The organism is Sphingobacterium sp. GW821-FHT03E03, from assembly GCF_059420745.1.
Window position 1 is genome coordinate 53,722 of record NZ_JBWKUH010000019.1, and the last position, 23,315, is coordinate 77,036.

Consider the following 23,315-nt stretch of genomic DNA (forward strand, 5'->3'; position numbering starts at 1 on the left):
CCTTCAAAATGAGCCGGACAAAGGCTTCGATGGAACCTCTATGCTACAATAACGTCCCGTTTTTACACTTCCGAAATGAAATATTGACTTTTATCGACAAAAAACAATTTCGAATTCTTTACATTTGTTGTTCAATTTATAGCTGATTAAGATAATCAAAATGAGTAAAACTATCAAGAAAATATGCTGTATAGGAGCTGGTTACGTGGGTGGGCCAACAATGTCGGTTGTTGCGAAACAATGTCCTCATATTGAGATCACCATCGTTGATATGAATACCGAGCGTATTGCTGCCTGGAATGATGAAAACCTGGAAAACCTTCCTGTTTATGAACCGGGGCTCCAAGAAATCGTTGCTGAAGCGAGGGGGCGCAATTTGTTTTTCTCAACCGATATCAACAAGGCTATTGATGAGGCTGATATGATTTTTATTTCGGTAAATACCCCAACCAAGAATTACGGAAAAGGAAAGGGGATGGCTGCAGATTTAAAATATATCGAGCTATGCGCTCGTCAAATCGCTTCAGTCGCCAAAGATGATAAGATTGTTGTCGAAAAATCCACACTTCCGGTACGTACAGCTGCTGCATTGAAAAGTATCCTTGACAATACCGGTAACGGTGTAAATTTTCATATTTTATCAAATCCTGAATTCCTCGCCGAAGGGACGGCAATACAGGATTTGATCAATCCGGACCGTGTACTTATCGGCGGTGAAAATGAAGAAGCAATTACAGCATTAGTGAATATCTATGCGCATTGGGTAGATCAAAGCAAAATCTTGACGACAAATCTGTGGTCTTCTGAGCTTTCTAAATTGACCGCTAACGCTTTTCTGGCGCAACGGGTCTCTTCTATTAACTCGATCTCTGCTCTTTGTGAGAAAACGGGAGCCAATGTCGATGAGGTATCCAAAGCAATCGGTATGGATACACGTATTGGTGCTAAGTTTTTAAAAGCATCGGTTGGTTTCGGGGGGTCATGTTTTCAGAAAGACATTCTCAACCTCGTCTATATCGCACGTAGTTATGGACTTACGGAAGTCGCTGAATACTGGGATCAGGTTATTTTAATGAATGATTATCAAAAGCAGCGTTTTGCTGACAATATCATCCAGACATTGTACAATACGGTATCAGGAAAAAAGATTGCTTTTTTGGGCTGGGCGTTTAAAAAAGATACCAATGACACTCGTGAATCCGCAGCGATCTATGTTGCCGATTATCTATTAAATGAGCAGGCAGAAATCACGGTGTACGATCCAAAAGTGTCTGCGGAACGTATTTATGCTGACTTGGATTATTTGAACACACGTTCATCGGAAGAAAATAGACTCTTGGTCAAAGTTGTCAATACGCCTTATGAAGCCTGTGACGACGCACACGCTGTTGCCATATTAACAGAATGGGATGAATTCAAAAGCTATGACTGGAAGAAGATCAAAGATCAGATGAAGAAACCTGCCTTTATATTTGATGGGCGAAAACTATTGAATCGGAAACAGCTTGAAGATCTCGATTTTAAATATTATGCGATAGGCGAATAAGCGCATCACGAGATAAAGAAGAACCCTCAGTAGCTATCTGTATGTTAATACGGATATCACTGAGGGTTTTGTTTGTGCCTGTTAGCAACGCATAAGGAAAGAGAGATGAAACACAAGCGAAGCAACAGGACTTTTTATCTTAATTGTTTAACATGCCATAAAATTCATTCATGTAATACGATTCTTGTAGCGCGTCCCTAAAGTTTTGCCATTGCTCTTCATCAAACGAGAAAACAATGTCGGGATAAGGGGTCTTCATAATCAAGCGAAATTCACCATCCGGGAACGAACTGAAGAAAAGTTCGTCACCATTACTCTTAATGATGTTCAGAAAATCGAAAAACTTATTCTGTGTAAATGTCAGTACAAAACTTTGTTGCCAGATATAATATGTTCTGCACTTATGACAAACACTAATGTGGGTATCTCCGCGTTGACTTAGAATCTTGGTATCACACATACTATATACATTTATTTAGACTCATTATAAATAATATCCAAATGTAAGCATTGTTTTTAGAATAACAAGTATTAAAACAAAAAAAGGAGATATATTTTTATATATCTCCTTTTTTTGTTTTGTAGTGGATTAATTCAATCCTCTTTTTTTCAATAAATATTTCGGATCTGGGTCTGCACCTCTAAAGATACGGTACATTTTTGCCGGATCATCTGTTCCTCCTTTTTCGAGGACATTCTTACGGAATGAATCTGCTGTTGCTTTATCGTATAATGATTTCTCTTTGAAGGCTGCAAAAGCATCTGAATCTAATACTTCCGACCAGATATAAGCGTAGTATCCAGCTGAATAACCTCCAGCAAAGATATGCTGAAAATAAGTACTTCTATAACGCGGGATAATTGCGTCAATAATACCTATTTTCTTCATGGCTGCTTTTTCAAATCCATTGACATCTTTGGAAATTTCCTTGGTTGTCGCATGGTAATCCATATCTAACAATGCTGCTGAAAGGTATTCCACTGTTGCAAAGCCTTGGTCAAAAGTACCTGCTTTTTCCATTTTTTGGATCAATGAATCTGGCATGGCCTCTTTGGTCTTAAAATGTTTTGCATAGGTCTTTAATACCTCTGGATCTGCTGCCCAATTTTCCATGATCTGTGATGGCAATTCTACAAAGTCACGTGGTACGGAAGTACCGGCCATTGATCTATATCTGACATTAGAAAGTAGTCCATGTAAAGCATGTCCAAATTCATGAAATAGCGTAGTCGCTTCATCAAATGTCAGCAATGCAGGGTTCTTACCAACAGGTTTTGTGAAATTACATACAATAGAAATTACCGGAGCAACACGTTTACCATCTTTTGTGGATTGATCGCGGTAAGATGTCATCCAGGCACCACCACGTTTAGATTCACGCGGAAAGAAGTCTGCATACAAAAGTCCAAGATGCGAGCCATCTTTGTCTTTCACTTCGTACACCTCGACTTCTTTATGATAGGTCGGTACATTGTTAAGGGCAACAAATGTCAAACCATATAGTTTGTTTGCTACTGCAAAAGCGCCTTCACGTACTGTTGGTAAGCTCAAATAAGGCTTGATCTCATCTTCGTCCAGTGCAAAGCGCTTTTTGCGGATAATCTCTGTATAATATCTCCAATCGTATGGCGCAACCGCAAAAGTACCACCTTCGCCCTTAATCTCTTTTGCGATATCCGCCTCTTCGCCCTTTGCTTTAGCCAAAGCCGGTGTCCATAACTTATTCAATAAAGCATATACATATTCAGGTGTCTTAGCCATAGATTCCTCCAAGATATAGGCCGCATGGGATTTATAACCTAATAGCTTCGCTTTTTGAAGACGAAGGTTGACGATTTTCTGAATGATTTCTTTATTATCATTTGTATTATCGTGGTTCCCGCGCATTTGATATGCTTCCCAAATCTGCTTTCTCAGTTCCCGATTTTTGGCATATTGCAGGAAAGGCATGATCGAAGGATTCTGTAAAGTAAATACCCATTTATCCTTTTTACCTTTAGCAACAGCTTCCTCAGCAGCCGCAGTTTTTAAAGATTCAGGTAGGCCTTCCAATTGACTCGCCGAATCAACCACCAGTTGGTAGGCATTGGTTTCAGCCAATAGATTCTGTCCGAACTGTGTTGTCAATGTCGAAAGTTCGGCATTGATCTGTTTCATTTTCTCTTTATCTGCATCTTTTAGATTTGCGCCAGAACGTACAAAGCTCTTATAGGTCTCCTCCAAAAGCTTGTTGTCTTGGGCGTCCAGACCAAGTGTGGTACGGCTATTCCAAACTTCCTTGATTTTATCAAATAATTTGGCGTTCATCGAGATCTCATCCGAATGGCTAGACAATATTGGGGCTAGATCTTTTGCAATTGCCTGAATGCTATCGTTAGTATTGGCACTATTGAGATTATGAAATACAGTAGATACATTATTTAGCAAGCTTCCAGCATTTTCAAGGGCTACTATCGTATTTTGGAAAGTTGCTTTATCGGAGTTATTGACTATAGAGTCAATTTCCAAATTATGTACTTTTATTGCCTCTTCAAAGGCAGGCCTGAAATGTTCGGTTTTGATCTTGTCAAATGGTGGAACATTAAAGGGTGTTTCATAGGCTAACAAAAGAGGATTATCTGTCATCATTTTTTTTTCCTCACAACCAACAATCGCAGTTGCCACTATTATTAAAAATGGCAAAAGTTGTCTTTTCTTCATATCGTCTGATTATTCCTGATTTTTTTCCAAAGATAATAAAATTAGGCAAATACAGGAGGCCCCGCATCATTGCTTCGCAAGCAACTGAAAAAACGTCATCCTATTGTAAAACAAAAACTTATTCGTAACCTTGTTAAAAATAATCTGTCAATTTGAGTAAAAATATTTAAATGAACGCTATTAACCGTTTCTTTTGGAGATGTGCAGGTGTACATCAAGAAACTCTTGAAAAGTATCCGGAGGAGCATAGTAAGTACACAGCCATAGGTGCTACTATTTTTTTTACCGGTTTGTTTGCCAGTCTTTCTGGCGGCTATGCCATGTATTTTGTGTTTAGTGGGGGAACACTAGATTGGTTCCTGGCGATCGTATTCGGTATAATTTGGGGCTTGGCAATTTTCAACATGGATCGCTATATCGTACTGAGTATCAACAAATCAAAAAGTGGCTGGATGCAGCTCTTGCAGGCGCTACCCCGTATTCTCTTGGCTATTTTAATTGGTTTAGTTATTTCTCGGCCTTTGGAACTGAAAATTTTTGACAAGGAAATCCGCGAGAATTTACGTGTACGTTTCCTCGCTGACCAACGTGCAAAAATTGATACACTGAACAGTACATTCAATAAAAAATACAGCAATGAGGTCAATCAACTAAAAGCGATAAGTGTAGAGCGTGATTCAGTGGAATCAGGTATCAAGGCTGATCGTACCAAATTGAATTATGAAATCTATGGGAATAAAACCACGGAGACATCGGGTGTGATGGGTTATGGCCCTTATGCTAAAATGAAGGAAGAAGAACTCAAAAAGAAAGAAGCTTATCTGGACACCCTGCGTAATAAGATAGCAGCACAACAAAATGCTATCCGTCAAAAGCAGAAATTTGAAGGAATATTGGATCAAAAGGTTTTGTCCAATGCCTCGCTGGACAGTGCTGTCAACGTCGCAGGTTTTGCCGATCGCAATTCAGCGCTAGGCAATCTACGCTATGATGCCAATGGAAAAGTCAATGAATCCAATGCGAATGCGGTATTCTTTATCGCACTACTTTTTGTCTTTTTAGAATGTCTTCCTGTCATTGTCAAATTGTTGGCCGGACGTGACCCTTATGACAATGAAATCCAAAATCTAAGAACTCTACATGATTACGAATCAGACACAAATCTCGTTGTCGAAAAAGAGGCTGTTGATCGCTTAAAGGATACTTATGTAGATGTTTCGATCAATAAACGTATGAAAGAACTCTAGGGTAATACTAGTATTTAGTATTGAGATATTAGTATTGAGACTTTGATGGGGTCAAGCCTCCGGCTTATGGCCTTAGATTGAGGATTGAAGAGCTTATCTGCAAGAAGCCTAACGCTTTTATGATCAGCTCTTCAATCTTTATTGTTATGCCTGCAGAACCTGTCGGACAGGGAGGACTTAATTATTCGTCCTCGTCCAGAAATTTAGCATCGATCTGTTTATTTGCTTTTGCCCCCAATCGTTTCAGCTTCTCCACTTTACCGATGACATTTCCGGCACCTGTGGACAGCTTTTTGGTCGCATCCTCATGGCTTTTCAGCGCACGCTCCAGCTGATTTTGAACCTGCTCCATATCCGTCAGAAAGCTCACAAATTTATCGTACAAACTTCCTGCTTCTTTGGCGATTTCAATCACATTGCGTGTCTGACGCTCTTGCTTCCAGATACTGGCGATGGTACGCAATGTCGCCAAAAGCGTCGAAGGGCTAACGATAACGACCTTACGATCCCAAGCATCGCTGAATAGATCTGGTTTTTCTGCGACCGACATACTCAATGCAGATTCAATCGGCATAAACAACAAGACAAATTCTGGAGATTCTATCCCATACAACTCATGATAGTTTTTGGCGGAAAGTTCCTTCACATGATTTTCAACGGACTGTACATGTTGCTTCGCGAAAATCGCTCGGTCTTCATCAGTCTCCGCATTTACCCAACGCTCGTAAGCGATCAAGGAGACTTTAGAATCCACAATAAGATGTTTATCTTCGGGAAGGTCAATAATCGCATCGGGTTGCATTCTCCGACCTTCAGCATCCATTAAAGAAACCTGTAACCTAAACTCACGGTCTTTCATCAGTCCCGAACGCTCCAGGACTCTTTCCAAAATCACCTCACCCCAATTACCCTGCTTTTTAGTATCTCCTTTTAAAGCTTTGGTAAGGCTATTGGCTTCATCTTTAATCTTGAGGCTTTGTTCGACCAACTGCAACACGACGCCTTTTAGGGAATTTCGTTCGGCCGCTTCCTGATTATAATTTTTATCTACCTTCTCTTCAAACAGCTTGATTTTCTCTTTGAGCGGATCTAGGATCAGTCCGAGTGAGCGGTGGTTAGTTTCGGTAAATTTCTGGGTTTTCTCTTCCAATATTTTATTGGCGATAACCTGAAATTCATTGTTAAACTGCCTTTTTATTTCGGCAATTTCATTTTTTTGCTCCTGAAATTTATCCATTTGGGCCTCATAGAAAGAACGTGTGCTTTCCAGCGAACGCTCAGCAACCAATACACTCTCACGTTCCTTGTCCAATTCATCTCTTAGCATTAAACGTTCCTCCAGCAAACTTTGCTCTCGTTGTTGTGAACGCGCCAGTTCAATTTTCAATGCCTCCACTTCCTTATTCTGGCCCACATCCACAGCGGAGACGCCGTTTCTTTTCAACACCAATATGATCAAAATGACCAACAACAAGACAATTCCTGCAAAGAAAAATATTTCCATGATTTATATTTTACGAGAATAGCAGCTTCTTACCTGTCGTGACAGAACATCTGCTATCAAATTTGATTTACGTTAAGTTTTGTGTGTCAACAGCAGTATACAACAGTCTTTTTTGACTGATCATATCACTACTGACTGATGGATTTATGCTGCTGCAATTGGGTGATGTTTTTTTATTCTGATTTACTGCAACTTCTGATGGGTCTTCCACCATAGATCAGGCATCTCCCCAGATACGGCCATCTGGTAATCTTCATAACGGCATGGCACAAGGTAGTACCTTTCGTTGACAGATTTTGATCCAAAATAAGGCACTTGTATCCACCAGCGATCTGATTTTTTGCTTTTCACAAAAACCAATTCATGTTCTTCATTTTCAAGTGTGGTACGATAGATAATATAGGACGATTTAGGATACAACGGTGTATCTTGCTTACGATTATAATAGCCATCGATAAAACACCAGATCATTTGAGAAACCAACATTGCGGTCTGTTCCATTGGATCAAATGTTGGGTTCAATTCATAGAAACCAATAGAAGTACATTTGTCCGACATACCTGCATAACGTGCAAGCTGACAGGCTTCGTCTCCGTACAAGCCATTTGGAATCGCATTGGCATTGCCTGGTGCCTCTGATGCTCGTATGGCTCCGATATCAAAACTGATCAAGTCAGCCGCCCGGATAAGTGGTTCAGATTGATCCATTTTACCTGCGATCATTCCCACCCGGGTTGCATTGAAAAACAATTTGTCGTACATATTGATGGATTCTTTGCTGACGAGGTAGGTCTGATAAGCAATGGAATTCAGGTTAAACAAATAATCGGGCTGATGCAAAATAATGTGATTGACATAAGACCGAGAATTGAGGCTGACATTTTCAGCTTCTTCCTGATTGAGATCAAAACGCGAATCCACAATAGCCAATTCGATCTTCCTTTCCAAATTCTGGTAGCCCAGGTATTGTGCATAGGTCAGATCCTGTCCACCACCGATAATAATCGGGAGGATATTCGTCTTTACTAATTCTTCTACCACAGATTTCAAGGCCACGTAGGTATCTTGAATGGTATTGCCTGCTTTAATATTCCCCAGATCGACAATATTCATCTTATAATCACCTTGATACAAGGTATAAAGATGTTTGCGTACCGCATCCGGAGCTTTATCCGTTCCATTATTATTGACCGATGCCCGATCCTCCTGTACACCGATAATAGCCAATTGAGGTTGTTCATTTTCCTCCCAGCCAGGAAAATCTATTTCATAGGCCTGAATCACATTTCCTAATTGGGAATTTAAGAAACCATGTTCTGGAGAGATACTTGCAATTGAAATCGGACTAAAGAATACGGACAATGACGACATAAGCTATAATTTGTTTAAAACATCTTATTTTTTCGGGATGCAACTCACACAAATATCCATTTATTAACTAACTTTTGAAAACATTATTTTTAACAGTATCTTTATCAAGTGATATTAATAACAGGAGGAACAGGTTTTTTAGGATCTACATTGATCAAACAACTGATAGATCAAGGAGTTGACGTCATTGCGACCAAGAGAGCTCAATCGACTATTCCAGCCTCCTTGTTATCTTCTTCGTTGATTCAGTGGATTGATGCAGATATCAACGATTATTTTGAACTGGAAGACGCGTTGGAAGGTGTAACGAAAGTGTATCACTGTGCGGCACTGGTCTCCTATCAGAAGAAAGATGCTAAATCACTCTTTAAGGTCAATGTAGAAGGAACAGCAAATATTGTCAACCTTTGTCTGGAGAAAAACATTCGTCTACTTCATGTTAGTTCAATCGCAGCATTGGGCACCAACAAAGACAACTTACCCGTATCTGAAAAAAACCATTGGGAGCATAGCCCCAGCACCTCCAACTATTCATTGTCTAAATATCAGGCAGAAATGGAGGTTTGGCGCGGTATTACTGAGGGGCTCGATGCCGTTATTGTAAACCCTTCGGTGATATTGGGAGCGGCAGCTAAAGACAAGGGATCTGGAGCCATATTCTCAATGATCAATAAGGGATTGAAGTTTTATCCAAAAGGGAGTGTCGGTATCGTCGATGTTGAGGATGTCGCGTCGATTATGATCCAATTGATGGAAAAAGGCGAGATTACCGCTGAACGCTATATTATCAATCACCTCAATATTCCCAATAAAGATCTACTCAGTGTGGCCAGCGTCCTGATGAACAAGCCCGAACCTACGATTGAAGTCTCCGAGACTCTTCTTCAGATCGCATCCACTGTCTCCAGCATGCTCGCTGTCTTCAAGAAATCAGGATCTTCCCTGACCAAAGAAACAGCGTCAGCGTCAAGTGCCAAATTACAGTATTCCAATACGAAGGTACAATCACTCCTGAACCACAGTTACCGTCCATTGGAACAGACATTAAAAGAAATTGCAAATTTGTACAGCAAACAGTAAAGACAATATAAAATATTAAACAACCGAACCCTGAACCCGTCATGAGCTTACCAAACTATCCGATTAAAAATAAAGCCTGCGTGTTTATGATTGTTTCATTTGCTAAACAGTATCCCGATGAAACCATCAAAAGCTCCAATTGCTTACCAAGGAAATGAACAGTTTGCTCATGATAGCTTCATCGCCATTAAAAAACAAATAATTAAGATGAAAAACTATTACATCATTGATTTTGATAGTACATTTACCCAAGTAGAAGCGCTCGATGAGCTCGCCCGGATCTCACTCGAAAATCATCCTGACCGCGAATCTATCTACAATGAAATTGAACGATACACCAATCTTGCCATGGAGGGAAAACTCTCTTTCCGTGAAGCCTTGGCTGGTCGTGTGAAATTGCTAAACGCGAACAAAAGCCACCTGGATAAATTGGTATCTCACCTCAAGAAAAAGGTTTCAACGTCTTTCTCACGTAATCGTGAATTTTTCAAAAAAAATTCGGATACGGCCTGGATTGTTTCTGGTGGATTTAAGGAATTTATCACGCCCGTGGTGACACCTTATCATATCAAAACCGAAAATATCTACGCAAACACATTTAGGTTTGATGATGAAGGCAATATTATCGGCTTTGATGAGGAAAATCCGCTATCCACTGAAGGCGGAAAAGTACAGCTCTTAAAACAACTGAATATCGAGGGTCGGCTTTTTGGTATTGGCGATGGTTATTCGGATTTCCAATTGAAAGAATCGGGTTTAATCGAAAAGTTTTTTGCCTTCACCGAGAACATCCAACGTAAAAGTGTCACTGAAAAAGCGGATTTCATCACGCCTAGCTTTGATGAATTCCTATATGTCAATGATCTGCCACGTGCGATCTCTTATCCTAAAAACCGTATCCTTTGTCTCATTGTCGGGGATGTTCCGGAGATTGCTGCTCATATTCTGAAAAGAGATGGTTTCTCGATCCGTACAAAAGAAACTTTCGAAGAGAAATATATAAAAGATGTTGGCATGCTTTTGCTAGGCGACAATATCGATATCACTGATGAACAGCTTCAACAGGCAGATAAATTAAAAACAATCGGTTATTTGGGCGACATCAAGGGGCATATCAATAAAGATATTTGCAATGCTAAGGGAATTGTCGTATTTGATGATAAGAAAAGTAAAAAGAAAAATTCGGAATTTATACCACGTCGCATGGCCGAGTTTATCAACAATGGTGACACCTATCTCAGCCGTAATTTCCCGAATCTCGTATTACCAAAAGTAAAACAGGTGACAAGATTACTGCATATCCATAAAAACGTACCGGGTATCATGGCCCAAATCAATAAGGTCTATGCACAAAACAACATCAATATCGTTGCACAGTTCTTAATGACTAGGAGCGATATTGGCTATGCCGTTACAGATATTCAGGGCGAATATGATAAAGATCTATTGAAGCAATTGAAGCAGATTGACAATACGATCAAATTTAGAATATTGTATTAACAATCAACCAGCTGACCTATAGTGTGGGATCAGGATGACACTTTCTGCCCACATATTCAGGACGGTTGATAAGATATGGATAAAGGAGCAAGGATAACGGACTATTAGCTGAACAATCAGGAGTCTTTTCATCTTTGCTCTTTAATCGCTAATAACAAGATAATTTTACGCAAACACTATGTCTCTACATCAAGATGCCGAGTTAAAGAAAGCTGTCCTAGAGCTACCTCAAAAAGAAAAAGACAAATTACTTGTCCGTCTGATCAGTAAGGACAAAATGCTGATGAAACAATTGCATTTTCAATTGTTGGAGAATGAATATGATCTGGAGGAACGTATTGATAAATTGCGGAAGCAATTAGCTCAATTGTTTGACATTGGAACAAGTCAGATTGGCAATACACCGCATCACAGCAATTTTATCGGGCTGAGCAAGCTGGTCAAACAGGCAAGCGGTCTGGTGAACGAGCATGAGAAAGTCACCAAAGACAAAACCAGTGAAGCTGAATTCCGTTTTTATATCCTACAACGGGTCATCAGCGACTATGAGCGACTATTTGATTCATCTTATCAATCGGCAGCCCATAAATTGCATAAATATATCACGGGCCGTATTAAACATGCTGTCGGTAAATATGATAAACTTCATGAGGACTTTCAGTTCGATTATCGGGAAGATTTTCAAAACGCACTACATGCTTTTGGTAATACAACATTAAAAAGCTATATTAGTGAACAGCGAATTGAGCTCGACCTGAATTAATTATGAGAAACAGCAAAAACCGTGTTAAAATTGGATCCTATCGTGTTACTGCCTACGAGCAATATAAATTAATCTATTTGGCGATCCTTTTAATCTTATTAGCCTTTGCTTATACATTCCACTTAGCAAAATAATTCATTGCGGAACCTCAATTGTTAGTCTTCAATGAGAGGCAGCACAACTGGTCATTTGCCAAAATACTCTCGCTCGCCATTCATGGGATATTCCCTTTTTGTCCGGGTAGCAAAAGTTATCTTTTCGACAAGTTTTTTTACCAAAAAATTTAGCACAATATACCATATACTTTCGAGGAATTAATTAAATTCGCAATTATTCGAAATTTTTGCTCGTGGGAATTCAAGAAATACTAGAAAAATACAGCCAAAGCGAATCAGTTCAGTCGCTTACAAAGGCTATGCAGTCCAAAAATCCAAAGATTCAACTGAAAGGTCTTATCGGTTCTTCGGATGCATTCATTGCCGTCTCATCCTACAAATTGCAGGAGCGTCCAATGGTCTTTATTTTGCCAACGCATGAAGATGCCTCCTACTTTCTGAGTGACCTGGAAAGCTTATTGGACAAACAGGTACTTTTTTTCCCCTCTTCTTACCGAAAAGCTTTTGATTTCACACAGACGGATTCGGCAAACGTACTACAGCGTGCTGAAACATTAAGTTCGCTCAATCATACGTCTGAATTACCAAAGATGGTAGTCACCTACCCGGAAGCAATTGCTGAAAAGGTAATCAATCGTACCGATCTGGAGAAAAACACGCTGGAGATTACAGAAAACACTGCTTTAAGTATTGATTTTATCAATGAGTTTTTGATCGAATATGATTTCGAACGTGTAGATTTTGTCTATGAACCTGGGCAATTTGCAATACGAGGTGGTATCGTAGATATTTTTTCTTTCTCGAATGACCTTCCCTACCGCATCGAATTCTTTGGCGATGATATCGAAAGCATTCGAACATTTGACATTGAATCTCAGCTCTCGGTCAATAAAATCCATAAGGTTACCATTGTTCCGAATGTTCAGGCCAAGTTCCTGACCTCGCAGCACATTTCCTTATTGGAATATATCGATCAGGGGGCTTCCATCTGGATTAAAGATGCCCAGTTTACACTGGATATTGTCAAGGACGGGTTGAAAAAAGCGAAACAACTTTGGGCCAGTCTGACCGATAAACAGAAAAAAGATAATCCGGAATGGCATAATCCAGAGTATGAATTTACCGATGAGAAAAACCTCAATGCCCTATTTTTTGATTTCCCGATCATTGAATTTGGAAAACAGTTTTTCTATAAGGGGGAAGTCACGATCAAGTTTGATATTCATCCACAACCATCTTTTAATAAAGACTTTAATCTGCTGATCCATAATTTCAAGGAAAATGAGAGCCATCGGATCCAGAATCTGATCTTTTCGGATTCAACGAAACAGGTCGAACGGATCTATACGATATTGGAGGATCTTGACAAAGCGGCTACGTTTATCCCTATTCATAAAGCATTGCGTGAAGGCTTTAGGGATGACAGCTTGAAATTTGCTTGTTATACGGATCATCAGATATTTGACAGGTATTACAAATACAAACGGAAAAAAGCATACGAACGTTCGCAGGCGATTACACTGAAAGATTTACGGGATCTTAAACCCGGAGATTTTATCACCCATATTGATCATGGTGTGGGCCGATATGGCGGTCTTGAAAAGGTCGATGTCAACGGCAAATCACAGGAGATGATCCGGCTGATCTATGCAGACAACGATTTGCTTTATGTCAATATCAACTCGTTAAACCGGATTTCAAAATATTCTGGCAAGGAGGGTACGGTTCCGAAGATGAACAAGCTTGGTACGGATACCTGGGATAAATTAAAGAAAACGACCAAGAAGAAGGTCAAGGATATTGCCCGTGACCTGATTATGCTCTATGCAAAACGGAAGGCTCAGCATGGGAATGCCTTCTCTCCAGACAGTTATTTGCAGAATGAACTGGAGGCATCGTTTATCTATGAGGATACCCCAGATCAGGAAAAGGCTACCGCAGATGTAAAAAAAGATATGGAATCGCCACATCCAATGGACCGGTTGATCTGTGGTGATGTCGGATTTGGAAAGACAGAAGTTGCCATCCGGGCAGCATTTAAAGCCGTTGCAGATAGCAAACAAGTTGCTGTGTTAGTTCCAACAACCATCTTAGCATTACAGCATCACCGTACATTTACAGAGCGCCTAAAAGGGCTTCCATGCAATATTGACTACATCAACCGTTTTAAAACGACGAAGCAGATCAAGGATACTTTGGCGCGTCTTGCGGAAGGAAAAATAGATATTATTATTGGTACGCATCGCTTGGTGAGTAAGGATGTCAAGTTCAAGGATCTGGGTTTGATGATTATTGATGAGGAGCAGAAATTTGGTGTTGCCGCGAAAGAGAAGTTAAAGGCTATGCGCGCCAATGTGGACTCGTTAACCTTAACAGCAACCCCTATCCCAAGGACATTGCATTTCTCCTTGATGGGAGCGCGAGATCTAAGCATTATATCTACTCCTCCACCCAATCGTCAACCGGTACAGACCGAGCTTCACGTATTTAATGAATCATTGATCGGTGAAGCAGTCAGTTATGAACTCGATCGAGGCGGACAGGTTTTCTTTATTCATAACCGCGTGGCTGACCTTCCTCAATTGGGCAATTTAATCCGCAAGCTCGTACCCGGGGCACGTGTTGGTGTGGCCCATGGTCAGCTGGAGGGTGATGAATTGGAAGACGTGATGCTCAAATTCATCAACCATGATTTTGACGTACTTATCGCAACTACGATTATTGAAGCAGGTCTGGATATTCCGAATGCCAATACCATTATCATCAACCATGCGCATATGTTCGGTTTGAGTGACCTTCACCAGATGCGGGGCCGTGTAGGTCGTTCGAATAAAAAAGCCTTCTGTTACTTATTGAGCCCACCATTATCGACATTAACATCGGAGGCATACAAACGGCTTTCGGCGATAGAGGAATTCTCAGAACTAGGTTCGGGATTCAATGTTGCCATGCGGGACTTAGATATCCGGGGTTCAGGCAATCTACTGGGGGGAGAGCAATCGGGTTTTATTGCTGAAATAGGTTTTGAAATGTATCACAAAATCTTGGATGAAGCCATCCAAGAACTGAAAGACGATGAGTTCTCGGAGGTGTTTGCGGATGAACAAGAACGCAAATATGTTAATTTTACACAAATAGACACAGATCTTGAAGTATTAATCCCCGATGAGTACGTAACGAATATCACCGAACGCTATAATCTCTATACGGAGCTTTCCAAACTCGATAACGAACAGCAGCTGGCGGCATTTGAGAAAGAACTCGAAGACCGCTTTGGCCCGATCCCGCACGAAGTATTCGAACTATTCAATACTTTACGTCTGCAATGGTTTGGAAAAACAATTGGGTTCGAAAAGATATCTTATAAGAAGAATACTTTAAAAGGGTATTTTGTCAATAACCCAAAATCGAGTTATTTCGAATCGGATCAATTTGGTCGGGTCCTGTCTTTTGTGCAGTCCCACCCTGAAATCAGCAATCTCAAAGAGGTTAAAGGGCAGCTTCGCCTTGCGCTAAGTAATGTAAATACAATAAGCTACGCGCTAAACCTACTCAAACAGATGTTATCGTAATACTCTTGGCACTCAGCTATAAATAAAATCTACTTATTGTGTAGATTTTATTTATATTTGGGTATACAAGAAACCTTCCTATAGCAATCTGCGCCAAGTGCAATGAAAGGATATTGAAGGCTCTTATTTGCTATCAGGAACAGACATATATGTGATGTGTTTTTTGAAGCTAAAAAAAGGACACTTATCAATAAAAATTAGCATGGCATCCAATACCGAAACGATACTCATCCATGAAGGACAACACTTCAATTCAACTGCTGCTGTAACGGCTCCTATCTTTCAGACATCAACTTATATTGCCGACAGTGATCCCACGGAATACATCAAGGCAGCGACCGAACCCAAGCATCCTTACTTTTATCACCGTCATGGCAATCCAACAAATAGCCAAGTTGCGGCGGTAGTCGCCAAACTGGAGAAAACAGAAGATGCACTCGTATTTGCTACGGGCATGGCCGCTATCAGTACAGCTATATTAGCTATTGTGAAATCCGGTGACCATATCGTTGCACAGCTTGCCCATTACTCAGGAACAGCTATTTTTTTTAAAGAATTTCTGAACGACTATGGCATCACCGTCACAGCCGTGGACCAAACGGATACCGCAGCCTTTGCCCGGGCTATTCAGGCAAATACCAAGCTGATCTATATCGAAACTCCTTCCAATCCCAATTTAAATATTACGGATCTAAAGGCCGTAGGTGAATTAGCTAAGCAACATGATATTTTGAGTATGGTTGACAATACCTTTGCATCCCCCATAAACCAGACACCGCGAGACTTTGGGATTGATATTGTTGTTCATAGTGCCACGAAATATTTGGGCGGGCATAGCGATCTAACGGCTGGCATTATCTGTGGAAGTCATGACTATATTGCAAAAGTATGGAAACGCAGTGTTGCTCTGGGTGCGTCCCTGGCGCCATTGGATTCTTGGCTGTTGCTCCGCGGACTGAAAACGCTGAGTCTACGTGTCAAACAAATCAATTCAAATGCGTTAGAACTCGCCAGCTTCCTTGATCGGCATCCTAAGATTAAGAACGTAAGTTATCCGGGGCTTTCCAGCCACCCCCAGTATGAACTGGCGGCTCGCCAGATGCGCGGCTTTTCAGGAATGATCTGTATTGAAGTTGATGGACAGGATGAAGAGCAGGCCTTCAAAAATGCACAATCTTTAATTAACAACCTGGAAATATTTATCAATGCCGCCAGTTTGGGTGGTGTCGAATCATTGATCGTACATCCAGCCAGCATGTGGGGCGGCCATCACACACAAGCACAGAAGAAAGCCTCCGGTATTACTTTGGGCATGCTGCGTATCTCAGTTGGTATTGAAAATATAGCAGATTTAATTGAAGACATAGAGCAGGCGCTGAGGAAACTTGACTAAATTCGGGCGGGGGCTCCGCTTTAATCCCATAAAATAGAACAGAGCGGACACTTATTATAGACTGTCCGCTCTGTTCTGTTTTATCCGTTTATTAGCTAAAGTACACGCGTACCATTCGCAATTTCTACCCGGATGACTGAAAGTTCCTTATCAAATTTTTGTTGATATTCTTTCTCCAAGGTTGGCAAAATTGATGCAACGGCACCTTCTTTAACAATATTGATTGTGCAGCCACCGAAGCCGCCGCCCATCATCCGTGCACCAATGACTTCGGGGAATTGTTTGACATAATCAACCAGATAATCCAATTCGGGGCAACTGACCTCATATACTTTGCTCAAGCCCTCATGACTCTGAAAAATATATTGTCCCAACTGTTCAATATCCCCTGAACGTAATGCTTCGCAAGACTTCTCTACCCTTTCATTTTCACGGACAACAAAACTTGCTTTGGCATAGATATCTGCATTTTTATCTTTAACCAGTTCATCCAGCATGTCCACTGTAACGTCTCGCAGATTTTTAACCTCCGGATATTGCTCCCTTACCCATGCCGATGCCTGCTCACATTGCTCTCTACGTGTATTGTAAGCCGTCGAAGCAAGGGAGTGTTTCACGTTTGTATTCAATAGGACCACCTCATAACCTTTGAGGTCAAGTGGCACGTATTCAAATCCCAAGGAGCGACAATCCAGCTTAATGACATTTTTTTCTTTACCAAAGGCCGACGCAAATTGATCCATGATACCACACATCACACCGGCATAGGTATGCTCTGCTTTTTGTGCAATTTGCGGGATATCAATCTGTTCCACATTTAATTGAAACAACTCACTAAGGGCTAAAGTAACAGCACATTCTACTGCTGCTGAAGAAGATAAGCCGGCACCCAATGGCACATCACCATCAATATAAAGATTAAACCCACCCAATACGGCACCTCTTTTTTGGTATTGATCCACTACACCGAGAATATAATTCGGCCAATGCTTGTCTGAAATAGCGATATCCGTTAATTTGACTTCATGGCTTTCTTGATAGTCTTCAGCATACAACACGACATCATCATCAGTACGTCTGCTGACAGCAACATAAATAGCCTTGTCGATAGCTGCAGGTAATACAAAACCATCGTTATAATCGGTATGTTCGCCAATAATATTAATCCGGCCCGGAGAGGAAACCACAATGGGTTCTTCCTGATATAAGCTTTTAAATTTATTTACTATAGTTTCTTTTGCGATCATTCTTACTTAGATTTATAATGTTTAGTAGCACAATTCCGCAATTGTTCAGCGGCGACTTCAGGTGTAATATCCCGTTGTGGATTAGCGAGCATCTCGTATCCGACCATAAATTTTTTGACTGTTGCCGAGCGCAATAAGGGTGGATAGAAATGCATATGCCAATGCCATTCCGGATGGTCCCCATCATTAACTGGAGCTTGGTGCATACCCGCAGAATAAGGAAAAGATGTTTTGAAAAGGTTATCATAACGTGTAGTCAATAACTTAAGTATCGCTGCAAGATCTTCCTTTTCCTTTTCGTCAAATCCGGTAATATTCTGCACAGCTCTCTTGCTGACAATCATGGCTTCATAAGGCCAAGCGGCCCAAAAAGGCACTAAAGAGACAAAAGAATCATTTTCATCAATAATGCGCTCTTCTTTTTTTAGTTCGGCTTTGATATATTCAGCTAATAGGGTACGCTGATATTTGTCGAAATATCTTTTCTGCTGAACACATTCTTTCTGGATCTCTACCGGTAAATGATTTTGTGACCAGATCTGCCCATGTGGATGTGGATTACTACAACCCATGATAGCACCTTTATTTTCAAAAATCTGAATATAGCGGATCCATTCCACCTTGGAAAGTTCCTCAAATTCCTTCTGCCAGAGATCAACCACAGCCTTTATAGCTGATTGTTCCATTTCGGGCAAGGTGAGGTCATGGCGTGGTGTAAAAGCAATAACTTTACAGATTCCTTTTTCGGTCTCTGCAATAAACAATTCGTCCTCATTAAATTCCTGTTGGCTAGTATCTTTCAATAATGCCGAAAAATCGTTGACGAAAACAAAGCTTTCTTTATAATCTGGATTGATATCCCCATCTGCCCGTTTATTTGTAGGGCACAAATAGCATTTGGGATCATAAGCTGGTCTATCATCGTCAGGCAGATCTTCTACTTGTCCTTGCCATGGCCGCTTGCTGCGATGTGGAGACACAAGTACTTTTTCCCCGGTAAGAATATTAACGCGTGTGTGAGGAGAGTCCCCAAAGTTTAAAGTTGATTGCATGTTATGTATAACTGGTGTACAGAATACACAATATTAGCTTTTTTAAGTAAAAAGTTAAAATTAAAAAGTAAAATTATCTAAAGATGAATCCTTTAAAGCTTAAAAAAACTAACGACGTCATCTTCCCGCTGTATGGTTAGCCATTTCTAGGGTTAAGTAAGCCAAAGGTCGGAACGACCACGGCCTCCATAAAGTAAACTAAGCCTTAAATTTCGGATCTTGCCCTTTAATCAACTCAAAGATTGTAATTTCAGGCAGGATACCAACACGACCGGGATATCCTAAGAATCCATAACCGACATTGACATATAACCGTTTGTTTTCTTGTGCACGATATAATCCAGCCCATTCTTTATAAATATATTGTACAGGACTCCATTGCAACATTTCAGCGCGTACACCGAACTGCATACCATGGGTATGGCCTGCAAACATCACATCGACATCAGTATCCAATACTTGTGCGCGCCAATGAGAAGGGTCATGGGACAATAATAACTTAACGGACTGTTCCTCAGTCCCCATCAATGCCTTTTTGATATCGCCATGTTTTGGGAAACGACCTGTTCCCCAGTTCTGCACCCCAACGATACAGAGCTCTTCACCATCGACTTTAATCTTGCGGTTTTCATCCATTAATAGATCCCAGCCCATCACTTTATGAACATCAATCACATCCTTTAAATTTTTCCGCTTCTCGGGAGAATCTTCTTTTCCATAATAGTAATCACCATAATCATGGTTACCCAAAGTTGAGAATACCCCTAAATCAGACTTCACACGCGCAAAGATATCTTGGTATTCGCGCATTTCAGATGCTTGAGCGTTCACGATATCCCCCGTAAAGAATGTTACATCCGCTTTTTCTTTCAGTAACATATCGACTCCACCTGTTACAGCGGTCTTGTTATAGAAGGATCCCGAGTGTACATCTGATATCTGTGCGATAGTCATGCCATGAAAAGCTTTCGGAAGATTAGGTAAATATAAAGGTACACGTCTCACGCGGTAATCGTATGCGCCAGAAATAATACCCCAGCTTAATGGAATCAGTGGTGAGGCCCCAATTAAAATACCCGCTTTGGTCAAAAATTCGGATCGACTGATGCCTTTGACCGGATTTTCGGGTAATGGATCGCCAGCATCTTCAACAACATCCTCAACGGATTCTTTCTTGCTGAACAAGCGTTTGACCCAGACTCCACCACGACGGATATCATCAATCAATAAAATCAAAAAGAAGAATATCTTTGAAGCTGCTGTCAGAAAGAATCCAACCAAAATAACAGATCGTACAATCAATGGAATGTTATATTTGGCAGATATAAAAACACCCAATAATAATAGGGCCGAATACGACCACCATAACACGGCGAATATTTTTGTTTTGGGAAATTTAATCTTTGTAGCACGAAGGGCAAAAAAGATATAAAAATCTAGAATGAGTAAAACACATGCATTTACTAACAACATCATTAATTCGTTTTAATTTTTGGCATTGAGTGCCAATTGCTTCAGAGATGCAATCCATTTGGGATCGTCATTGAGACTTTCGACCAAACAGACTTCCTCTCCACCTAAATCCTTGAATTCATTAGCATATTCCACGCCAATTTCATCGATAGTCTCTATACAGTCTGCCACAAATGCCGGACTGAAGACCAGTAATTTTTTATAGCCTTTACTAGCGAGGTCATGCAACAGATCGGAAGTATAGGGTTGAATCCACGGCTCTTTGCCCAAACGGGATTGGAAGCACAGGGAGTATTGTTCTTTTTGCAAGCCTAGTTTTTCAACAATGGTCCGCGTCGTCGCATAACACTGAGAAACATAACAATATGCGTTGACATTTGTTTTGCAGGAATCACAACCTGATTCAGGGCATTTTAGTTTGCCTGTGGGATCCACCTTACCCAGCTGCCTGACGGGAAGGCCATGATAGCTAAACACAAAGTGGTCGAAATGTGTAAGATCGTGTTTTCTGGCATGGTCTGCAAACGTTTCAGCCATTAAGTCATCCGTGCAGAAATTGCTTACAAAACTAATTTCAGGCAAATAGTTCCATTTGCGGATCAACTCCATCACACGGTCTATTACCGAGCCTGATGTCGCCGATGCATATTGTGGGAATAATGGAATAACGCGAACGGATTCGAGCAGCATCCCCTCCATCTTGCTCAGTGCAGCTTCTATGGATGGATTTTGGTAACGCATGGCCAACTCCACATGATACTCCTCCCCTAGAGACTCCTGCAATAGGTCCCGTTGCAATATACTGTAATGCATCAAGGGAGAGCCGGTTTCCTTGTCCCAGATTGTTTCGTAAATTTTTGCTGATTTTGGTGCGCGGGTACGAGCAATAATTCCTTTTACCAATAATGTCCGTTGAAAATAAGGAATATCTATGACGCGGGGATCCATTAAGAATTCGGTCAAATATTTCTTTACGTCTGGAGTAGTTGGACTATCGGGTGTACCTAATTGTACTAAAAGAATACCTTTTTTGGCTTTATTGCTCATAGCCTACAAAAATAAACAAAAAAGCATGTACTGCAGATTCACTCGCGATAATATGAAATATCTATGACGGGTAAACTAGGTTAGAGTGCTTCCAGGCTCGCTTTTACATCTTTCATCAGCCACATTGGTGTTGAGGTTGCTCCGCATATACCAATACGGTCACCGGTCCTAAAAACTGACGCATCCAGTTCGGCAGGGTCGGAGATAAAGTAACTTTCAGGATTGGCTTTTTGGCATACTTCAAACAAAACCTTTCCATTGGAAGACTTTTTACCGGATACAAAAACAATTTTATCATATTGTCGAGCAAAGGCACCAAGATCCTCATATCTGTTAGACACTTGTCTACAGATAGTGTCATTGGCCTTGACCTCATACCCTCTTTTGATCAACTCATCTTTGATGGCGTAGAATTTATCCACACTTTTTGTTGTCTGACTATAGAGCGTAAATGAAGCTGGCAAATCAGCATCATCCAACTCAGCTATATCCTGAAATACGAGTGCTTCGTTATTTGTCTGTCCCTGTAGGCCGATGACCTCCGCATGCCCATGTTTTCCAAAGATCAAGATCTTTTCCTCCTGGTCAAACGAGGTTTTGATCCTATTCTGCAATTTGAGTACGACTGGACAGGAAGCATCAATTAGCGTAATATTGTTTTCTAACGCCGTACGATAGGTTTCGGGGGCCTCACCATGTGCACGGATCAGCACCTTCTCGTTTTGTAGTGTAGGCAGCGCAGCATGATCAATAATACGCAGTCCTTTGGCTTTCAATCGGGCTACTTCTTCGTCATTGTGTACAATGTCACCAAGACAATAGAGGTAACCATCCTCTTCCAAAATCTCCTCTGCCATATCTATAGCGTATACCACTCCAAAGCAAAAGCCGGAATCCTTATCGATGTCTACTGTTAGATTTAATGCCATAACATTACAAAGTTACATATTCGTATCGAATATATTTATCTTATAGATTTGTTTACAGTTGATTTTTTATTTCCTTTCATTATCAATTGCCTATGAACTTATTACATTCTCCACGGCAAAAAGATTGCCAGTGACAGAGGGAGGCACAACTTGCGGGTTCAGCAGAGTTAAACTGAGACTTGTTTCATGACCAGGTGTAACGCTAGTTAACACACGAAGGTGAATAAATTGTTTTTTATATAAACCTAATTATATTGCATATAAAAAGCAATTTATCTAAGTTTGCAAAAAAATTAAAATAATGGCAACTAACAGAACTTTTACGATGATTAAACCTGACGCAGTAGCGAACGGTCACATCGGTGCAATCTTAAACGATATTATTGCTGGTGGTTTCAAAATCATTGCAATGAAATACATTCAATTATCAAAAGAAACTGCTGGCGCATTTTACGCAGTGCACAAAGAACGTCCTTTCTATGGTGAATTGGTAGAATTCATGACTTCAGGTCCTATCGTTGCTGCAATCTTAGAAAAAGACAACGCTGTTGAAGATTTCCGTACATTAATCGGTGCTACTAATCCAGCTGACGCAGCTGAAGGTACAATCCGTAACAAATATGCTAAATCTATCGATGCTAACGCTATCCACGGATCTGATTCTGATGAAAATGCGGCTATCGAAGGTAACTTCTTCTTCTCTCAATTTGAAAGATTTTAGTCATTAGCAATGCTATAAAAAAAGCGTTGTACTTTGTACAGCGCTTTTTTTGT

17 protein-coding genes are annotated in these 23,315 nt (G+C 40.6%); 8 read left to right on the plus strand and 9 right to left on the minus strand.

The features are described from left to right. The first annotated feature begins 160 nt into the window (after positions 1–160). Positions 161–1,546, plus strand: a complete 1,386-nt coding sequence (locus AC07UV_RS18600; RefSeq protein WP_495184832.1) for a nucleotide sugar dehydrogenase — start codon at positions 161–163, stop codon at positions 1,544–1,546. A gap of 139 nt (positions 1,547–1,685) precedes the next feature. Here the strand turns inward: AC07UV_RS18600 and AC07UV_RS18605 are convergent, their stop codons facing one another. Together AC07UV_RS18605 and AC07UV_RS18610 are read right to left on the minus strand one after the other, a co-directional pair. Next, a complete protein-coding gene (locus AC07UV_RS18605) occupies positions 1,686–2,006 on the minus strand; it encodes a hypothetical protein (RefSeq protein WP_120260384.1) in 321 nt (106 codons plus the stop codon). Between the two features lie 129 nt (positions 2,007–2,135). Next, complete coding sequence (locus tag AC07UV_RS18610; RefSeq protein WP_495184833.1) at positions 2,136–4,247, minus strand: M3 family metallopeptidase; 2,112 nt, start codon at positions 4,245–4,247, stop codon at positions 2,136–2,138. Positions 4,248–4,417: 170 nt separating this feature from the next. Here AC07UV_RS18610 and AC07UV_RS18615 point away from each other — a divergent pair, with 170 nt between their 5' ends. After that, positions 4,418–5,494: a DUF4407 domain-containing protein gene (locus AC07UV_RS18615; protein ID WP_282251747.1), complete on the plus strand. Its 1,077-nt coding sequence runs from the start codon at positions 4,418–4,420 to the stop codon at positions 5,492–5,494. A gap of 181 nt (positions 5,495–5,675) precedes the next feature. Here the strand turns inward: AC07UV_RS18615 and AC07UV_RS18620 are convergent, their stop codons facing one another. Beyond that, positions 5,676–6,998 carry a DNA recombination protein RmuC gene (locus tag AC07UV_RS18620; RefSeq protein ID WP_282251745.1) on the minus strand — a complete coding sequence of 441 codons (1,323 nt, stop codon included), beginning with the start codon at positions 6,996–6,998 and terminating at the stop codon, positions 5,676–5,678. Positions 6,999–7,181: 183 nt separating this feature from the next. Continuing rightward, a complete protein-coding gene (locus tag AC07UV_RS18625; protein WP_495184834.1) occupies positions 7,182–8,369 on the minus strand; it encodes a formimidoylglutamase in 1,188 nt (395 codons plus the stop codon). Positions 8,370–8,477: 108 nt separating this feature from the next. On the opposite strand from AC07UV_RS18625, the gene AC07UV_RS18630 reads away from it, so the two are divergent. From AC07UV_RS18630 to AC07UV_RS18650, 5 genes are all read left to right on the plus strand, one after another. Further along, positions 8,478–9,449: an NAD-dependent epimerase/dehydratase family protein gene (locus AC07UV_RS18630; RefSeq protein ID WP_282251741.1), complete on the plus strand. Its 972-nt coding sequence runs from the start codon at positions 8,478–8,480 to the stop codon at positions 9,447–9,449. Positions 9,450–9,656: 207 nt separating this feature from the next. Further along, positions 9,657–10,949: an HAD-IB family phosphatase gene (locus tag AC07UV_RS18635; RefSeq protein ID WP_495184852.1), complete on the plus strand. Its 1,293-nt coding sequence runs from the start codon at positions 9,657–9,659 to the stop codon at positions 10,947–10,949. Positions 10,950–11,127: 178 nt separating this feature from the next. Then, positions 11,128–11,712, plus strand: a complete 585-nt coding sequence (locus AC07UV_RS18640; protein WP_282251740.1) for a hypothetical protein — start codon at positions 11,128–11,130, stop codon at positions 11,710–11,712. A 349-nt stretch (positions 11,713–12,061) separates the two neighbouring features. Beyond that, complete coding sequence (mfd, locus tag AC07UV_RS18645; RefSeq protein ID WP_495184835.1) at positions 12,062–15,400, plus strand: transcription-repair coupling factor; 3,339 nt, start codon at positions 12,062–12,064, stop codon at positions 15,398–15,400. A 202-nt stretch (positions 15,401–15,602) separates the two neighbouring features. Next, a complete protein-coding gene (locus AC07UV_RS18650; RefSeq protein WP_495184836.1) occupies positions 15,603–16,793 on the plus strand; it encodes a trans-sulfuration enzyme family protein in 1,191 nt (396 codons plus the stop codon). A 95-nt stretch (positions 16,794–16,888) separates the two neighbouring features. Here AC07UV_RS18650 and galK read toward each other — a convergent pair whose 3' ends face one another. From galK to AC07UV_RS18675, 5 genes are all read right to left on the minus strand, one after another. Continuing rightward, positions 16,889–18,040 carry a galactokinase gene (gene galK, locus AC07UV_RS18655; protein WP_495184837.1) on the minus strand — a complete coding sequence of 384 codons (1,152 nt, stop codon included), beginning with the start codon at positions 18,038–18,040 and terminating at the stop codon, positions 16,889–16,891. Positions 18,041–18,042: 2 nt separating this feature from the next. Beyond that, positions 18,043–19,092: a UDP-glucose--hexose-1-phosphate uridylyltransferase gene (locus AC07UV_RS18660; RefSeq protein ID WP_495184838.1), complete on the minus strand. Its 1,050-nt coding sequence runs from the start codon at positions 19,090–19,092 to the stop codon at positions 18,043–18,045. A gap of 198 nt (positions 19,093–19,290) precedes the next feature. Continuing rightward, positions 19,291–20,565 (minus strand): metallophosphoesterase, encoded by a 1,275-nt coding sequence (locus AC07UV_RS18665; RefSeq protein WP_282256156.1) that lies wholly within the window; start codon positions 20,563–20,565, stop codon positions 19,291–19,293. Positions 20,566–20,577: 12 nt separating this feature from the next. Then, on the minus strand, positions 20,578–21,612 hold the full coding sequence (gene hemH, locus AC07UV_RS18670; protein ID WP_495184839.1) for a ferrochelatase: 1,035 nt from the start codon (positions 21,610–21,612) through the stop codon (positions 20,578–20,580). A gap of 80 nt (positions 21,613–21,692) precedes the next feature. After that, positions 21,693–22,541 carry a 4-hydroxy-3-methylbut-2-enyl diphosphate reductase gene (locus AC07UV_RS18675; protein WP_282251731.1) on the minus strand — a complete coding sequence of 283 codons (849 nt, stop codon included), beginning with the start codon at positions 22,539–22,541 and terminating at the stop codon, positions 21,693–21,695. Between the two features lie 301 nt (positions 22,542–22,842). On the opposite strand from AC07UV_RS18675, the gene AC07UV_RS18680 reads away from it, so the two are divergent. Continuing rightward, positions 22,843–23,262 (plus strand): nucleoside-diphosphate kinase, encoded by a 420-nt coding sequence (locus tag AC07UV_RS18680; protein ID WP_077437233.1) that lies wholly within the window; start codon positions 22,843–22,845, stop codon positions 23,260–23,262. Positions 23,263–23,315 lie beyond the last annotated feature (53 nt).

What these genes read in the sequence shown, in the direction of transcription:
- AC07UV_RS18600 (WP_495184832.1), top strand. Translation starts at nt 161, where the DNA reads ATGAGTAAAACTATCAAGAAAATATGCTGTATAGGAGCTGGTTACGTG.
- AC07UV_RS18650 (WP_495184836.1), top strand. Translation starts at nt 15,603, where the DNA reads ATGGCATCCAATACCGAAACGATACTCATCCATGAAGGACAACACTTC.
- AC07UV_RS18635 (WP_495184852.1), top strand. Translation starts at nt 9,657, where the DNA reads ATGAAAAACTATTACATCATTGATTTTGATAGTACATTTACCCAAGTA.
- AC07UV_RS18610 (WP_495184833.1), bottom strand. Translation starts at nt 4,247, where the DNA reads ATGAAGAAAAGACAACTTTTGCCATTTTTAATAATAGTGGCAACTGCG.
- AC07UV_RS18680 (WP_077437233.1), top strand. Translation starts at nt 22,843, where the DNA reads ATGGCAACTAACAGAACTTTTACGATGATTAAACCTGACGCAGTAGCG.
- AC07UV_RS18625 (WP_495184834.1), bottom strand. Translation starts at nt 8,369, where the DNA reads ATGTCGTCATTGTCCGTATTCTTTAGTCCGATTTCAATTGCAAGTATC.
- AC07UV_RS18620 (WP_282251745.1), bottom strand. Translation starts at nt 6,998, where the DNA reads ATGGAAATATTTTTCTTTGCAGGAATTGTCTTGTTGTTGGTCATTTTG.
- AC07UV_RS18615 (WP_282251747.1), top strand. Translation starts at nt 4,418, where the DNA reads ATGAACGCTATTAACCGTTTCTTTTGGAGATGTGCAGGTGTACATCAA.
- AC07UV_RS18675 (WP_282251731.1), bottom strand. Translation starts at nt 22,541, where the DNA reads ATGGCATTAAATCTAACAGTAGACATCGATAAGGATTCCGGCTTTTGC.
- AC07UV_RS18665 (WP_282256156.1), bottom strand. Translation starts at nt 20,565, where the DNA reads ATGTTGTTAGTAAATGCATGTGTTTTACTCATTCTAGATTTTTATATC.
- galK (WP_495184837.1), bottom strand. Translation starts at nt 18,040, where the DNA reads ATGATCGCAAAAGAAACTATAGTAAATAAATTTAAAAGCTTATATCAG.
- AC07UV_RS18605 (WP_120260384.1), bottom strand. Translation starts at nt 2,006, where the DNA reads ATGTGTGATACCAAGATTCTAAGTCAACGCGGAGATACCCACATTAGT.
- AC07UV_RS18640 (WP_282251740.1), top strand. Translation starts at nt 11,128, where the DNA reads ATGTCTCTACATCAAGATGCCGAGTTAAAGAAAGCTGTCCTAGAGCTA.
- AC07UV_RS18660 (WP_495184838.1), bottom strand. Translation starts at nt 19,092, where the DNA reads ATGCAATCAACTTTAAACTTTGGGGACTCTCCTCACACACGCGTTAAT.
- hemH (WP_495184839.1), bottom strand. Translation starts at nt 21,612, where the DNA reads ATGAGCAATAAAGCCAAAAAAGGTATTCTTTTAGTACAATTAGGTACA.